Annotated in this window: 13 protein-coding genes; 9 read left to right on the forward strand and 4 right to left on the reverse strand. The window is 64.9% G+C overall.

All coding sequences use genetic code 11. The features are described from left to right. From hutH to hutG, 7 genes are all read left to right on the forward strand, one after another. Entirely contained in the window at positions 1 to 1524 is a 1524-nt protein-coding gene (hutH, locus tag B0G83_RS23565) for a histidine ammonia-lyase (RefSeq protein ID WP_105509818.1), read from the forward strand. Positions 1525 to 1569: 45 nt separating this feature from the next. After that, positions 1570 to 2265, forward strand: coding sequence for a histidine utilization repressor (gene hutC / locus B0G83_RS23570; RefSeq protein ID WP_105509819.1), 696 nt, complete (start codon positions 1570 to 1572; stop codon positions 2263 to 2265). Positions 2266 to 2331: 66 nt separating this feature from the next. Further along, positions 2332 to 4020, forward strand: a complete 1689-nt coding sequence (gene hutU / locus B0G83_RS23575; protein WP_105509820.1) for a urocanate hydratase — start codon at positions 2332 to 2334, stop codon at positions 4018 to 4020. Between the two features lie 2 nt (positions 4021 to 4022). Continuing rightward, positions 4023 to 4670 carry a HutD family protein gene (locus B0G83_RS23580; RefSeq protein ID WP_105509821.1) on the forward strand — a complete coding sequence of 216 codons (648 nt, stop codon included), beginning with the start codon at positions 4023 to 4025 and terminating at the stop codon, positions 4668 to 4670. Between the two features lie 85 nt (positions 4671 to 4755). Further along, positions 4756 to 5976, forward strand: coding sequence for an imidazolonepropionase (hutI, locus tag B0G83_RS23585; protein ID WP_105509822.1), 1221 nt, complete (start codon positions 4756 to 4758; stop codon positions 5974 to 5976). A 10-nt stretch (positions 5977 to 5986) separates the two neighbouring features. Then, positions 5987 to 7372 (forward strand): formimidoylglutamate deiminase, encoded by a 1386-nt coding sequence (locus B0G83_RS23590; RefSeq protein ID WP_105509823.1) that lies wholly within the window; start codon positions 5987 to 5989, stop codon positions 7370 to 7372. Positions 7373 to 7453: 81 nt separating this feature from the next. After that, on the forward strand, positions 7454 to 8266 hold the full coding sequence (gene hutG / locus B0G83_RS23595; protein WP_105509824.1) for an N-formylglutamate deformylase: 813 nt from the start codon (positions 7454 to 7456) through the stop codon (positions 8264 to 8266). A 303-nt stretch (positions 8267 to 8569) separates the two neighbouring features. Here the strand turns inward: hutG and B0G83_RS38710 are convergent, their stop codons facing one another. Then, positions 8570 to 8707 carry a hypothetical protein gene (locus B0G83_RS38710; RefSeq protein ID WP_176057942.1) on the reverse strand — a complete coding sequence of 46 codons (138 nt, stop codon included), beginning with the start codon at positions 8705 to 8707 and terminating at the stop codon, positions 8570 to 8572. A gap of 327 nt (positions 8708 to 9034) precedes the next feature. On the opposite strand from B0G83_RS38710, the gene B0G83_RS23600 reads away from it, so the two are divergent. Both B0G83_RS23600 and B0G83_RS23605 read left to right on the forward strand, forming a co-directional pair. Further along, positions 9035 to 9700, forward strand: coding sequence for a hypothetical protein (locus B0G83_RS23600; RefSeq protein ID WP_105509825.1), 666 nt, complete (start codon positions 9035 to 9037; stop codon positions 9698 to 9700). A 122-nt stretch (positions 9701 to 9822) separates the two neighbouring features. Continuing rightward, complete coding sequence (locus B0G83_RS23605) at positions 9823 to 11673, forward strand: DUF3857 and transglutaminase domain-containing protein (protein ID WP_105509826.1); 1851 nt, start codon at positions 9823 to 9825, stop codon at positions 11671 to 11673. Positions 11674 to 11754: 81 nt separating this feature from the next. Here B0G83_RS23605 and B0G83_RS23610 read toward each other — a convergent pair whose 3' ends face one another. The 3 genes from B0G83_RS23610 to pdxY all read right to left on the reverse strand — a co-directional run bounded on the left by B0G83_RS23610 (position 11755) and on the right by pdxY (position 14762). Next, a complete protein-coding gene (locus B0G83_RS23610) occupies positions 11755 to 12903 on the reverse strand; it encodes a branched-chain amino acid ABC transporter substrate-binding protein (protein WP_105509827.1) in 1149 nt (382 codons plus the stop codon). A gap of 406 nt (positions 12904 to 13309) precedes the next feature. After that, entirely contained in the window at positions 13310 to 13771 is a 462-nt protein-coding gene (locus B0G83_RS23615; protein ID WP_105509828.1) for a hypothetical protein, read from the reverse strand. A 124-nt stretch (positions 13772 to 13895) separates the two neighbouring features. Next, on the reverse strand, positions 13896 to 14762 hold the full coding sequence (gene pdxY, locus B0G83_RS23620; RefSeq protein ID WP_035561912.1) for a pyridoxal kinase PdxY: 867 nt from the start codon (positions 14760 to 14762) through the stop codon (positions 13896 to 13898). Positions 14763 to 14807: the final 45 nt, after the last annotated feature.

Genomic DNA, 14807 nt, shown 5'->3' on the forward strand with positions numbered 1-14807 from the left:
ATGATGATTCTGAAGCCCGGCTACCTGACCCTCCCGCAACTGCGCCAGATCGCTCGCGAACACGTCGCGCTGCAACTCGATCCCGCCAGCCATGCCGCCATCGACGCCTGTGCGCAAGCCGTTGCCGATATCGCCGCGAAAGGCGAGCCGGCCTACGGCATCAACACGGGTTTCGGGCGCCTCGCCAGCACGCATATTCCGCACGACCAGCTCGAACTGCTGCAGCGCAATCTGGTGCTGTCGCATGCGGTCGGTGTGGGTGAACCGATGTCGCGTCCGGTGGTGCGTCTGCTGATCGCGCTGAAGCTGTCGAGCCTCGGCCGCGGCCACTCGGGCATTCGTCGCGAAGTGATGGAGGCGCTGATCACGCTGTATAACGCCGACGTGCTGCCGGTGATTCCGGTCAAAGGCTCGGTCGGCGCATCGGGCGATCTCGCACCGCTCGCGCATATGTCGGCGGTGCTGCTCGGCGTCGGCGACGTGTTCGCCAAGGGCGAGCGCATGGCCGCCACCGACGGTCTCGCGCTGGTCGGTCTCAAGCCGCTCACGCTGCAAGCCAAGGAAGGCCTCGCGCTGCTGAACGGCACGCAGGCATCGACCGCGCTCGCGCTGTACAACATGTTCGCGATCGAAGACCTGTACCGCACGGCGCTGGTGGCGGGTTCGTTGTCGGTGGACGCGGCGGCCGGTTCGGTCAAGCCGTTCGACGCACGCATTCACGAACTGCGCGGCCATCAAGGTCAGATCGACGCGGCCGCGGCTTACCGGTCGCTGCTCGACGGTTCGGCCATCAACGTGTCGCACGCCGATTGCGACAAGGTGCAGGATCCGTACAGCCTGCGCTGCCAGCCGCAAGTCATGGGCGCCTGTCTCGACCAGATGCGCCACGCGGCCAACGTGCTGCTGCTCGAAGCCAACGCGGTGTCCGACAATCCGCTGATTTTTCCGGACACCGGCGAAGTGCTGTCGGGCGGTAACTTCCACGCCGAGCCGGTCGCATTCGCCGCTGACAACCTCGCGCTCGCCGCCGCCGAAATCGGCGCGCTCGCCGAACGCCGCATCGCGCTGCTGATCGACGCGACGCTGTCGGGTCTGCCGCCGTTCCTGGTGCGCGACGGTGGCGTGAATTCGGGCTTCATGATCGCTCACGTGACGGCCGCTGCCTTGGCGTCGGAAAACAAGACGCTGGCGCATCCGGCGTCGGTGGATTCGCTGCCCACGTCGGCCAACCAGGAAGACCACGTGTCGATGGCGACGTTCGCCGCGCGCAAGCTCGGCGACATTGCCGAAAACACCGCGAACATCCTGTCGATCGAATTGCTTGCCGCCGCGCAAGGCGTCGATCTGCGCGCGCCGCACAAGACCAGCCCGAGCCTGCAGAAGGTGATGGACGTGGTGCGCAAGGACGTCGCGCATTACGAGCTCGATCACTACTTCGCGCCGGATATCGAGGCCGTGACGAAGCTCGTGCAGAACGGCACGATCGCGAAGCTGAGCCCGTTCTCGTTCGTCTCGGAACAGTAAGTTTTAAACACGCATCCGACTCACGCATTCAAGCCGAGCACGTTAATGAACGCACCCGCCTATCAGGGCATCAAGGACTTCATCCTCGCGCGCATTCACGCGGGCGAGTGGGCTGAAGGCGACCAGGTGCCGTCGGAAAACGAACTCGCGCGTGAGTTCAGCGTGGCGCGTATGACGGTGAACCGTGCGCTGCGCGAGTTGACCTCGGAGCAGGTGCTCACGCGGGTGCAGGGTTCGGGCACCTTCGTGGCGCGGCCCAAGTACGAATCGACGCTGGTGGCGATCCGCAGTATTTCCGACGAGATCGTCGCGCGCGGTCATCGCTATCAGGCGAAGGTGCTGCACATTGGCGCCAGCATCGCCGACGCCGCGCTCGCCGAAGAGATGCAGGTGAGCGCTGGCAGTCCGGTGTTTCATTCGCGCGTGCTGCATTTCGAAAACGACGAACCGGTGCAGCTCGAAGAACGCTGGGTCAATCCGGCAGTGGCGCCCGAATACGCGCTGCAGGACTTCACCAACACCACGCCGAACCAGTATCTCGTGCGGGTGGCGCCGCTGCAGCGCGTCGAGTACCGCATCGAGGCGCTGGCCGCCGACGCCGACACGCGCGAGCTATTGACCATGGACGAACTCGAACCGTGCCTCGTACTGCACCGGCGCACGTGGTCGCAAAGCCAGGTCGCGTCGATCGCGAATCTCTGGCATCCGGGCAGCCGCTACCGCTTCACCGGACATTTCTGATTCACCGCTTTCCCGACTCCTTTTCCGAACCTCTCCCGACCATCTTCAAGCATTCCGAGGGCCATCATGAACAACCCGAAGCACATCGACCCGCGTCTCGATCCCACCCGTACCATCCGCGCACCGCGCGGCGCGGAAAAGACCTGCAAGACCTGGATCGCGGAAGCCGCGTACCGGATGATCCAGAACAATCTGGATCCGGAAGTCGCCGAGCATCCGCATGCGCTGGTCGTATACGGCGGTATTGGCCGGGCCGCGCGCAACTGGGATTGTTTCGATCAGATCCTCGCGTCGCTCAAAGACCTCGAAGAGAACGAAACACTGCTGATCCAGTCGGGCAAGCCGGTCGGCGTGTTCCGCACGCATGCCGACGCGCCGCGCGTGCTGCTGGCGAATTCGAATCTGGTGCCGCATTGGGCGACGTGGGAACATTTCCACGAACTCGACCGTAAGGGCCTGATGATGTACGGCCAGATGACGGCGGGCAGCTGGATCTACATCGGCAGCCAGGGGATCGTGCAGGGCACCTACGAGACCTTCTTCTCGGTGGCGAACCAGCATTTCAACGGCGACCCGAAAGGCCGCTGGATTCTGACCGGCGGTCTGGGCGGCATGGGCGGCGCGCAGCCGCTCGCGGCTACGATGGCGGGCTTCTCGATGATCGCGGTGGAATGCGACGAGACGCGCATCGACTTCCGTCTGAAGACGCGCTACGTCGATAAAAAAGCGCAGACGCTCGACGAAGCGCTCGCCATGCTCGACGAAGCGAAACAGGCCGGTAAGCCGGTGTCGATCGGTCTGGTGGGCAACGCGGTCGACGTCTTCGCCGAATGCGTGGCGCGCGGCATCACGCCGGATTGCGTGACCGATCAGACCAGCGCGCACGATCCGATTCACGGCTACCTGCCGCAAGGCTGGAGCGTGGAAGACTGGCGCGAACGCATGAAGACCGCGCCGGACAGCATCGTCACGCCGGCCAAGCAGTCCATGGCCAAGCAGGTGCAGGCCATGTTGACGCTGCAGGAACGCGGCGCGGCCACGCTCGATTACGGCAACAACATCCGCCAGATGGCGCTGGAAATGGGCGTCGAGAACGCGTTCGATTTCCCGGGCTTCGTGCCGGCGTATATCCGTCCGCTGTTCTGCGAAGGCAAGGGTCCGTTCCGCTGGGTCGCGCTGTCGGGCGATCCGGAAGATATCTACAAGACCGACGCGAAGGTCAAGGAACTGATCCCCGACGATCCGCATCTGCACAACTGGCTCGACATGGCGCGCGAACGGATCGCGTTCCAGGGTCTGCCGGCGCGGATCTGCTGGGTCGGTGTGAAGGATCGTTATCGTCTGGGTCAGGCGTTCAATGAAATGGTCAGGAACGGCGAACTGAAAGCGCCGATCGTGATCGGCCGCGATCACCTCGACACCGGTTCGGTGGCGAGCCCGAATCGCGAAACCGAATCGATGAAAGACGGCTCCGACGCGGTCAGCGACTGGCCGTTGCTCAATGCGCTGTTGAACACGGCAGGCGGCGCGTCGTGGGTCTCGCTGCATCACGGCGGCGGTGTCGGCATGGGCTTCAGCCAGCACTCGGGCGTCGTGATCGTCGCGGACGGTACGGATGCCGCGAAGGAACGCCTCGGCCGCGTGCTGTTCAACGATCCGGCGACCGGCGTGATGCGTCACGCGGATGCGGGTTATGAACTCGCGCAGGAAACCGCGCGCGAAGCGGGTTTGCATCTTCCGATGCTGGGCCGTTGAACATGGCCGACGTCGGCAGCCTGACCAACGTCACGCTGATTCGCGGCGCCGACCTCGTGGCGGCGCCGTGGAAGAACGGCGGCGGCGTCACGCGCGAAGTCGCGGCAGTGCCCGAGCAGGCGGGACTCGATAGTTTCGTGTGGCGCGTGAGCATTGCCGATGTGGCGCAAGCGGGACCGTTCTCGCGTTTCGCGGGCATCGATCGCACGCTCGTGCTGTTGTCCGGCGCGGGCATGTTGCTCGATGAAATCGCCGGGCCGGAGCGTGTGGCGGCGGGCGAGGCTGCATCGGGCGGCGTCGTGAAGACGCATGCGTTGACGCAGCCGCTCGACATCGCGCGCTTTGCCGGCGAGACGCCGATCGACGCGCGCCTCGTCGACGGCGCAACGCGCGACTTCAATCTGATGGTGCGACGTGGTGCGGCACGCGGCGAAGTCGACGTTTGGCGCGGCGCGACGCAACACGTTTTATCCGCCGACGTCGTGCTGTTGTACTGCGCCGACGGCGCCGTCGCGGTGAGTCTCGGCGACTGGGCCGCGCCGCCGCTCGCCACCGGCGACACGCTGCGCATCAACGCGCCGGACGCGCTGCACTGCGCGGTTCAAGGCACAGGCGCCTTGCTTGCAATCCGCCTCCACTACGAACGATGACGACGTTTCGCGGGTCCGCGCCGCCATATCGAGGCGCCCGCCCGCGAACCACCCCGGACACGCAACGAGCTGCAACGAGCACGCGATGACGCAAACCGTCTGGCATCACCTGAATCTGTGCCCGCAGGGCGATCCCCATCACACGCTGCCCGACGCCGCGATCGCCGTCGAAGACGGCCAGATCGTCTGGCTCGGCGCGGCGTCCGAACTCCCCACGCATTACGCCGGCTGGCCGCGCGAAGATCTGCACGGCGCCTGGGTCACGCCCGGTCTTGTCGATTGCCATACGCATCTGGTGTACGGCGGTCAGCGCGCGGATGAATTCGCGCAGCGGCTTGCGGGCGTCAGCTATGAAGAAATCGCGCGGCAGGGCGGCGGTATCGTCTCGACGGTGCGCGCCACGCGTGCCGCAGACGAAGCGTCGTTATTCGCGCAGTCGGCCGCACGGCTCGAACCGCTGCTCGCCGAAGGCGTGACGACGATCGAAATCAAATCCGGCTACGGCCTCGACCTCGCCAGCGAACGCAAGATGCTGCGCGTCGCGCGTCAGTTGGGCGAACGCTATCCGGTCACGGTCTATACGACGTTTCTCGGCGCGCACGCGTTGCCGCCCGAATTCGCGGGCCGCGCCGACGCGTACATCGACGAAGTCTGCAACACGATGCTGCCCGCGCTCGCCGCTGAAGGTCTCGTCGACGCGGTCGATGTGTTCTGCGAGCGCATCGGGTTTTCGCTGGAGCAAAGCGAGCGCGTGTTCAACGCCGCGGAGCGTCACAGGCTGCCGGTGAAAATGCACGCCGAGCAGTTGTCGAACGGCGGCGGCACGGCGTTGGCCGCGCGTCATCGCGCGCTGTCCGCGGATCACCTCGAATTTCTCGATGAAGCGGGCGTGGCCGCCATGAAAGCGTCCGGCACGGTCGCCGTGTTACTGCCGGGCGCGTATTACTTCATCCGCGAGACGCAATTGCCGCCGCTGGAGTTGCTGCGGCGCTATCAGGTGCCCATCGCGATTTCGACCGACAGCAATCCGGGCACCTCGCCCACCACGTCGCTGCTGCTGATGATGAACATGGCGACCACGCTGTTCCGCATGACCGTGCCCGAAGTACTGCAAGGCGTGACCGCGCATGCGGCGCGCGCGCTGGGTAAAGCGGACACGCACGGTTCGCTGGCGGTGGGACGCGCGGCGGATTTCGCGGTGTGGTCGGTCGACTCGCTGGCCGAACTGGCTTACTGGATTGGACGTCCGTTGTGCGCGCGAGTCGTGCGCGCGGGCGAGACGGTTTTCGCGCGTGAATTGAGTTAGGGCCTGAGAAATGACACGACTAGATCAATCGCTGTTTGCCGAACACGCGTATCTGCCGGATGGTTGGCGCCGCAACGTGTTGCTGGAGTGGGAGGCAAACGGCACGCTGACGGCGGTCACGCCGGATACCGCTGCCGTACCCGCGGGCGTGCGCAAAGCCGCCGGTCCGGTACTGCCCGGCATGCCGAACCTGCATTCGCACGCATTTCAGCGCGCGATGGCGGGCCTCACCGAATATCGCGCCAACGCGACCGACAATTTCTGGAGCTGGCGCGACCTGATGTACCGCTTTGCCGCGCGCATCACACCGGAAGGCCTCGCGGCGGTCGCGCAATGGCTGTACATCGAAATGCTGAAGGCGGGCTATACGTCGGTGTGCGAGTTCCACTACGTGCACCACGCGCAAGACGGTAGCCGCTACGCGAATCAGGCTGAACTCGCGCAACGCGTGGTGGATGCCGCATCGGCGAGCGGTATCGGGATGACGATGCTGCCGGTGCTGTATCAGTACAGCGGCTTCGGCTCGCGTGCGCCGCGCGACGATCAGCAGCGCTTCATCAATACGCCGGAGAGTCTGCTCGATCTGCTCGGCACGTTGCGCGCGGCGCGTCCCGAAAGCGCCGCGTTGCGCTATGGCGTGGCGCCGCATTCGTTGCGCGCGGTGTCGGCGGATTCGTTGCGTACGCTACTAGGCGGCATCGATCGAAATGCGCCGGTTCATATTCACATCGCCGAACAAACCGCCGAGGTCGACGCGTGCGTCGAAACCGAAGGCGCGCGTCCGGTGCAATGGCTGCTGGATCGCTTTGACGTCGACAGCCGCTGGTGCCTCGTGCACGCGACGCATGTCGATGCGAACGAAACGCTGGCGCTCGCGAAAAGCGGGGCGGTCGCCGGTTTGTGCCTGACCACCGAGGCGAATCTCGGCGACGGCCTGTTCCCCGCTCAGGAATATCTCGACGCGCACGGCCGTATCGGCATCGGCTCGGATAGCCATATCGGCGTCGACTGGCGCGCGGAATTGCGTCTGCTCGAATACGGGCAGCGTTTGACGCGCCGGCAACGCAACGTGCTGGCGTCGGCGCAGGTCACGCATGTGGCGGACCGGCTGTTCGACGCCGCGCTCGATGGTGGCGCGCACGCCACGGGCCGCGCTGTCGGCGCGTTGCAGGCCGGCCGCCGCGCGGACTGGCTCGTGCTCGACGCGGATCACGCGAGCGTCGCCGAACATGCGCCGGGCGCGTGGCTGTCGGGCGTTGTATTCTGCGAGCATGGCGAGACGCCGGTGCGCGACGTCTACGCGGGCGGCGTTCAGGTGGTCGAGAACCGGCGGCATCGCGACGAAGCGGGCGCTTACGCGCGCTATCGCGTGGCGCTCGCCGATCTGCTCAAATGACCAGCCGGGTCGGGCGCTCTGTTCAGGTCGCCCGGCCGACGCAACGACGCGATTCATCAATCTCATCGATTCCGGACTGATATGACTGCATTGAACACTCCGCCGGTTGTCTCGCTGCATCGGGGCAACTTGCCTTTGTTGATTTCGATCCCGCACATGGGCACGCAAATCCCGGCCGATATCGCCGCGACGATGACACCAGTCGCGCAACGCACCGACGATTGCGACTGGCATCTGGACCGTCTGTATGCGTTCGCGAAGCGCATGGGCGCGTCGATTCTTGCGCCGACTTACGCGCGCTACGTGATCGACCTGAACCGTCCGCCCGACGGCGCGAACCTGTACCCGGGCCAGGACACCACGGGCCTGCTGCCCGTCGATACGTTCGACAAGGAGCCCTTGTACCTCGACGGTCATCTACCCACCGACGCCGAAATCGTCCGTCGTCGCGACGCGTACTGGCAGCCGTATCACGACGCACTCACGCACGAACTGGCCGCGCTGAAAGCCGAGCACGGCAAGGTGCTGCTGTGGGAAGCGCATTCGATCCGCTCGCACGTGCCGCGCTTTTTCGAAGGCCGCTTGCCGGACTTCAATTTCGGGTCGTCGGACGGCGCGAGCGCGGTGGCGGGATTGGCCGAGGAACTGGCTGCCGTGGTCGAGCGGCACGGCGGCTATACGGCGATTGCGAATGGACGCTTCAAGGGCGGCTACATCACGCGTCAGTACGGGCAGCCGTCGCAAGGCGTGCATGCCGTGCAGCTCGAGCTGTCGCAGATCACGTATATGGAAGAGCAAATGCCGTACGCGTATGACGAAACGCTTGCCACGAAGATCGAGCCCTTGCTCGAAGCACTCGTGACGACCGCGCTGGACCACGTCAAGGCGGCGTGACACCCGGCGCGACACGCTCGTCGCGCCGACGATTCAAACATTTCTTCCTTTTCCACGCGGCTCATGACGTGACGTATTGCGTCGCCGTCATGTCCGCGTCGGCTCGCACCTCGAAGGTGTAACAGCATGTGTCCGTGATTGCATGCTGCCGTTTTCGCGCAGAACGTATAGGGCGTCGCCGATGGCGCGTCGCGGCTGTGTCCGTGCTGATTCCCCGCTGTCACCGATTGCTCGGCATAAAAAAGCCCCGCTCGTGACGGGGCTTCATCGATGCACGTGCGCCGCCGGGGCGCCGGACGCCTGTTAGTGGCAACGTTTTTCCCAATGATGATGGACGCGTACCTTGTGGCAGACCGGGTGATGGTGGTCGTAAGCCTGTGCGGGAGCGATCGCGCTCAAAGCTGCGACAGCGGCGGCAACGGAGAGGACAAATTTCTTCATTACAAAATCCTTAATTCAAGTGGTGGCGCTATCGCTGCAGCACGACGCGTGCCGCAACGAGTCGTCAGCATGCCACATCGCACGCGACGGGCGTATGAACGCGCGACGAATCCTTCGGTCAATGAAGAACGGCACCGGCCGCAATCCGATGGCTGCCGCCGGTCGCAGCGCGATGACGCCGCGTAGCGTGTAATTTCGGCAACACCGCGCGCCGCGCGATGTAACGCGAACATTGCACAGCGCGCCGCGCAGCGACTACCCTTTCAAAACGATGACGCGTGCGAGCGCGGCATCCCTACATCGGGCCATAAGATGGAAGACCCAGCGATGGAAGATTCCGACGAATTGCTGCTCCCGGTCTGGCGAGCGAACCTGGTGCTCTTGACCCGCGAGGTCGGCGCGGCGACCCGTCTCGCGCGCATGATGACGTTCTCCGCCAGCTATCTGAAACTGATGTTGTCCGGACAGCGCGAATTCAGCGAGGAATTCGTACGCGGGATCGAAGCGGTGACGGGTTTGCCGAACGGCTGGATGAACGCGCCGCATGACGAGCACGACATTCCGCCCAACGCGCGCGAAGCGATCGACAACGAACAGCCGCTCGCGCGCTTTCGCGGCACCGCGCATCCGGTGCGGAAAAAGACCGTGCTGCGGCCGCCGGAACCTATTTTCGGCCAACCGGCGGCGGCCAAACGCGTCGAGGAAGAAACGCTCGACGCCGAAGCGCATCGGCGTCAGTTGCATCTACGCAAGGTCCGCGATCTGGCGATTCAGGACGTGCGGCGTTTCGAGCGGCATCTGAGTCACGCGCCGGTCGAACTGACGGCCTTGCGCGCGAAAGTGGAGGACGTGATCGCCGCCGCCGAGCTCGACGATCCGATCCAGGCGGACCTTGCGGGCAGGCTGGAGCAGATCGAGAAGCATCGCCATTTGCTGCTCCGGCATGTGGAGCGATTGCAGGCGTTGCTGGCGCAGATCGGCGAGGGCGAGTGAGGGCCGGTCGGCGTTCAGGTCGGCTTGCGGGGCGCTGTTCGGGTCACCGCTCAGGTCACCTGAGCGGGCGGCGCGCCGGGTTGATCCGCGTCGTCGCCACGTTGACGTTGAGCGGTGCATGCATGGTCAGCGCCTTCGCCGACGACACCGCGTTGTCCGCCGACGATCGCGCGCCTTCCACGATGGAGAGCGACGTCCATCTGTTCACGATCCAGAAAGACGGCTCCATCGAGGAGCACGACGACACGATCCTGCGCGCCAACACGACGAGTGGCGTCGACGACATCGCGCAACGCTATGTGTGGTTCAACAAGGACATCGAGCAGGTGCAATTGCTGGCCGCCGAAACGCTCGACCCGAACGGCGTCGCGCATCCGGTCGGACCCGAGGCGATTCGCGACGTGCAGGAACCGCGCTCGGCCGGCGCGCCGAGTTTCGAGGACGGCGTGTTGCGCACCGTGATCTTTCCCGGCGTGGAACCCGGCTCGCGCGTGCATCTGGCGTTTCGCAAGACCCGCACGAAGCCGCTGCAGGCCGGCACGTTCGCGTATCTGGTCGAGCCGACGCGCGACCCCGTCGACCTGCAGCGCCTGATCTTCGATCTGCCCGCCGACGTGCCGCTCTACGCCGACGCGCGCGGCTACACCGCATTGCCGCCGGTCACGGCCAACGGCCGCACCCGCTACGAATTCGACTACGGGCACGGACCTTATGCCCCGCTCGAAGCGGGCGCGGTGGGTTACGCGAACTGGGGCGACCGGCTGATGGTGTCGACGGTGCCGGACTTCGCGAGTTTCGCGGCGCGTTATCGCGGGCCCGCGCTCGACGCCACCATGAGAGACCCCGCGATCGTCCGGCTGGCGCAGGGACTGACGGCCGGCACCGCCGAGCCGCGCGACAAAGCTCGCATTGTGTACGACTGGATGCGTTTGAATATTCGCTACGTTGCGTTGTTTCTCGGCGAGACGGCGGCGATTCCGCACAAGGCGATCGATATCCTGCATAACCGTTACGGCGACTGCAAGGATCACGTCGCGCTGTACAGCGCGTTGCTGGCGGCGGTCGGGATTCGGAGCGAGGCGGTGCTGCTCAATCTCGGGCCGTACTACAGCTTGCCGGCCGTGCCCGGCTACGGCAGCAGCGCGATCAATCACGCGATTGTGTGGATCCCCGAGCTGGGGTTGTACGCGGACACCACAGCGGGCGGCGTGGCGTTTGGCTATCTGCCGCCGAGCGTGATGGACCGGCCGGTGCTGCTGGTCGACGAGGGGGTGCTGTCGCGCACGCCGGCCACGCAGGCGCGCGAGCGCAACGCGCGTCTGCAGATCGACGTCGACGAACAAGGCACGGCGAGCTACGCCTATCGCGTCGAGGACACGGGTTACTCGGCGGAACTCGAACGCAACACGTTCCGGCGGGCGACGCGGCAGCGCACCCAACTGATCGCCGCGAACCGGTTGTTGATGACCGGCCTGCACGGCACGGCGCAACTCGGCACGGACGACGTCGGCGCCACGCACGGACCGTTCGCCACCTCGATGCAGGGCCGCGTGGCGCACTTCGTCTGGTCGGACGGGACCACGGCGGTACCGGCGTTGACGAGTCTGTCGGGCGGCATGAGTTCGCAGGTGCAGGCGTGGCTGGCGGAGCCGGTGAGAACCCAGCCGTGGGCCTGCCTGGGCGGCGCGTTCGACGAGACGCTGGAAATGACGCTGCCACGCTTTGTCCGCGTGACGGATGTGCCGGTCGATACGTCGGTGCAGGACCGCTTTTTGACGTTCACGTCGCGCTATATTTTCGATCCATCGACGCGCGTGTTGCAGGTCCGGCGGCAACTGCGCGCCGCCTTCGATCATCAGATGTGTACCGCCGACGAATTCGCCGCCATGAAAGACGATCTCGTGCGGATCGAGCGGGACCTCGACGCCGAACTGGTGGTCAAGGCGGCCAATTCAAACGCAAACTCCAGGTAGCGGCGTTCGCATCACGGTGTCGGCACGGCGTGAAACCACGCAACGCCGACACCGCTTCCCATCGTCAAGCCAGCCGAAGCCTCAACCGCCGCTCTTCGTCACGATCGGCACCCACGCGCCGTTCTTGACCTGATACAGCGTCGACGACCCGCTCTTCAACGCGCCCGTGCTATCGAACGAAATCTTGCCGGTCACGCCGTCGAAATCGATCGCCTTCAGCACCGGACGATAAACATTCGGCGTGCTCGATTTGGCCTGTTGCATCGCCTTGATCGCGGCCCACGCGCCGTCGTAACCGAACGGTGCATAAGAGAGAATGTCCACCCCGAAGCGCTTCTTGAACTTCGCGGAGAAGTCCTTGCCGCCCGGCAACTGCGCCAGCGGCCGGCCGTATTCCCATGCCTGGGCGCCTTCCGCCGCGTCGCCCGCGAGCTTGATGAAGTCTTCGTCCATCACGCCGCCGCCGCCCACCAGTTGAGCGTTCAGGCTCAACTGCTTCATCCGCTTCGCGAAGCCGGCCGCCTGCGTGTCGAGGCCGCCGAAGAACACCAGGTCGGCATTGGTCGATTTGATCTTGGTGATCTGCGTGCTGAAGTCGACCGCTTTGTTGTCGGTGTACTCGCGCGTCACGATGGTGCCGCCGTGCGCTTTCACCGCCTTCTCGAACTCGTCGGCCTCGCCCTGGCCGAACGCGGTCCGGTCGTCGACGATCGCGATGCGTTTGGCCTTGGTCACTTCCACCGCGTAGACGCCCGCGTTGCCGGCATTCTGCGCGTCGGTGGAAATCACCATGAAGGTGTTCGCGAAGCCGCGTCCGGTGATGATCGGGTTGGTGGCGGCCGGGTCGATCACTGGAATGCCGGCCTGCTCATAAATCTGCGAGGCCGGAATCGTGGTGCCCGAATTGAAGTGGCCCACCACCGCCGAGACGCCCGCGTCCACCAGCTTCTGCGCGGCCTGCACGCCGATGCGCGGGTCGGCCTGGTCGTCCTCGGAGACGAGCTGGAATTGCGTGACCTGGTCGCCGATCTTGATCTTCTGCGCGTTGGCTTCCTCGATGGCGAGCCGCACGCCGTTTTCAAGGTCCTTGCCGTAGCCGGCGTTGGCGCCCGTCATCGGCGCGGCGAAGCCGATCTTCACCGTCTGATCGGCGGAACTGGCCAGCGGCGCGAGTGCGAACAGGGCGCCGGTGATCAATGCGAGTGGTTTCAGCGTAGTGCGAAGACTCATGGTCTCTCTCTCCTTCCATCGACAGTTTCAGGGTGTGTGAAAGCGGCAAGGCAGTAACGCTGGATCGGCGCACAAGCAGGGTGAGGCATGGCGCACATCGCAAGACTACGGATGATCGGTCGCCATAAACAATGCTGGAATACGCGCAGTAGCTGTCACACGCCGGGTAATCTGGCGCGAATATAGAAAGCCAATTTGCCGTCGTCTTGGCAGTTCGAGGCGCTTTGAATGAGCATTTCGGCACAGGGCCCGCAGCGCATACGCTGGCGGCCTGTCGGCGCGGGCGCATGGGTGCGGATTGCGGCACATGCTTAAGAGGCCGGCGCGAGCGCGCCGGCGGGATATCTAACGTTTAGTGCGGGATGCCTGGGGCTTAACCCGATGCTTCAGCCCAGCTGATTAACGCTCAGTGCTCGCCTTGCTGGCGCAGCAATTCTTCACGCAGACGCAGCAGCGGCGCCTTGGTGTCTTCATCGGCCCACGTGTCGAGGTCGTCGATCGCGCGCTGGCAGCCGTCGAGCACGAGGTCGATATCGACCGGCACGCCGTTGTTCAGCGCGAATTCGATGGTCTCGGCGAATTGCTGGCATTCGTCTTCGCCGTAGGAGATGTCGAGGTTGTCCGCGATTACTTCGGCGATGTTGCTGCGGGCGCGGTCGTCGGGCGTCACCATGTCGATGATGCCGCGCGCCACGGCCGGCGAGTAGTACAGCGCAATGTCGAGCCACTGCGCGGGATCGAAGTCGGCCTGATCGAACTGGTTCTCGAAGAACTCGATCGCTTCCTGTTCGTGGGTTTCGTCGGCGTCGACGCTGACGCACAACTGCTCAAAATATTCTTCCCGCTCGCTGCGGATATAGCCGTCCATCGATGCCTCGTCTGCTGAATGCTTGATGCCTGAAAAGTAGCGGTGGGCGAGGGCATGCCGTGATGCCTCGTTCACGCGGCAAGCATTATAGGACGTGATGGAAGGTGAGGCGCCGCGCGGCGGTTCAAGCGCTGTCCGCCACCCATGCGTCGAACCATTCGCGCGGCTGCGCGATTTCGTTCTGCGCGGCCACCAGTTCCAGCTCATAACGCCCGGCTTGCCAGGTCGCCTTGACCACCGCGTTCACCGCGGCCAGCGTGTGTTCGAACGCCGCGCGAATCGAATCGCCCAGCAGCGTGCGCGCCACGAACACCGCGCTCGTCAGATCGCCGACCCCGACCGGCTGACGCGCGAACGGGTAGAGCGGGCGCTGGCCCATCCATGCTTCGCGTTCGGTGACGACCAGCATGTTGAAGCGGTCGGCCGGACTGTTGCGGTCGAGCAGATGCTTGACCAGTATCAGCTTCGGCCCACGCGCGATCAGTTCGCGGCAAGCGGTCACTGCTTCTTCGAGCGTCTCGATCTCGCGGCCCGCGAGACGTTGCAGTTCGGTGTGATTCGGCGCCATCGCGTCGGCCATTTCCGGCATGGTGCGCACCAGAAACTCCTGAATGCCCGGTTCGACCTTGCAGCCGCTCGCCGCGCCCATCACCGGATCGCAGAAGTACCAGGCGCGCGGATTGGCGGCCTTCACGGCCTTGACGATTTCCAGCACCGACTGCGCCTGCTCCGGCGTGCCGAGATAGCCGGACAGCACCGCGTCGCAACGCGGTAGCATGCCGATCGCGCCGATGCCTTCGACCAGCTCTTCCATTTGCGCGGCCTCGATCGCGCCGCCGGTCCAATGGCCATATTGCGTGTGGTTCGAGAACTGTACGGTATTGAGCGGCCAGACGTTGACGCCGAGCCGGCGCATCGGGAATTCGGCCGCGCTGTTGCCGGCGTGCCCGAACACGACATGGGACTGGATGCTCAGAACGTTTTTCGTCATGGTGTAGCCCGCGCAAGCGCTCATGCGCGATCAATGGAAACGGGA

Origin of the sequence: Paraburkholderia sp. BL21I4N1 (genome assembly GCF_002973525.1) — a bacterium.
Lineage (GTDB): Bacteria > Pseudomonadota > Gammaproteobacteria > Burkholderiales > Burkholderiaceae > Paraburkholderia.

Coding starts and splice junctions, on each gene's coding strand:
- hutU (WP_105509820.1), top strand. CDS start 2,332: ATGAACAACCCGAAGCACATCGACCCGCGTCTCGATCCCACCCGTACC.
- hutC (WP_105509819.1), top strand. CDS start 1,570: ATGAACGCACCCGCCTATCAGGGCATCAAGGACTTCATCCTCGCGCGC.
- pdxY (WP_035561912.1), bottom strand. CDS start 14,762: ATGACGAAAAACGTTCTGAGCATCCAGTCCCATGTCGTGTTCGGGCAC.
- B0G83_RS23610 (WP_105509827.1), bottom strand. CDS start 12,903: ATGAGTCTTCGCACTACGCTGAAACCACTCGCATTGATCACCGGCGCC.
- B0G83_RS23590 (WP_105509823.1), top strand. CDS start 5,987: ATGACACGACTAGATCAATCGCTGTTTGCCGAACACGCGTATCTGCCG.
- hutI (WP_105509822.1), top strand. CDS start 4,756: ATGACGCAAACCGTCTGGCATCACCTGAATCTGTGCCCGCAGGGCGAT.
- B0G83_RS23605 (WP_105509826.1), top strand. CDS start 9,823: ATGGTCAGCGCCTTCGCCGACGACACCGCGTTGTCCGCCGACGATCGC.
- hutG (WP_105509824.1), top strand. CDS start 7,454: ATGACTGCATTGAACACTCCGCCGGTTGTCTCGCTGCATCGGGGCAAC.
- B0G83_RS38710 (WP_176057942.1), bottom strand. CDS start 8,707: ATGAAGAAATTTGTCCTCTCCGTTGCCGCCGCTGTCGCAGCTTTGAGC.
- B0G83_RS23615 (WP_105509828.1), bottom strand. CDS start 13,771: ATGGACGGCTATATCCGCAGCGAGCGGGAAGAATATTTTGAGCAGTTG.
- B0G83_RS23600 (WP_105509825.1), top strand. CDS start 9,035: ATGGAAGATTCCGACGAATTGCTGCTCCCGGTCTGGCGAGCGAACCTG.
- B0G83_RS23580 (WP_105509821.1), top strand. CDS start 4,023: ATGGCCGACGTCGGCAGCCTGACCAACGTCACGCTGATTCGCGGCGCC.
- hutH (WP_105509818.1), top strand. CDS start 1: ATGATGATTCTGAAGCCCGGCTACCTGACCCTCCCGCAACTGCGCCAG.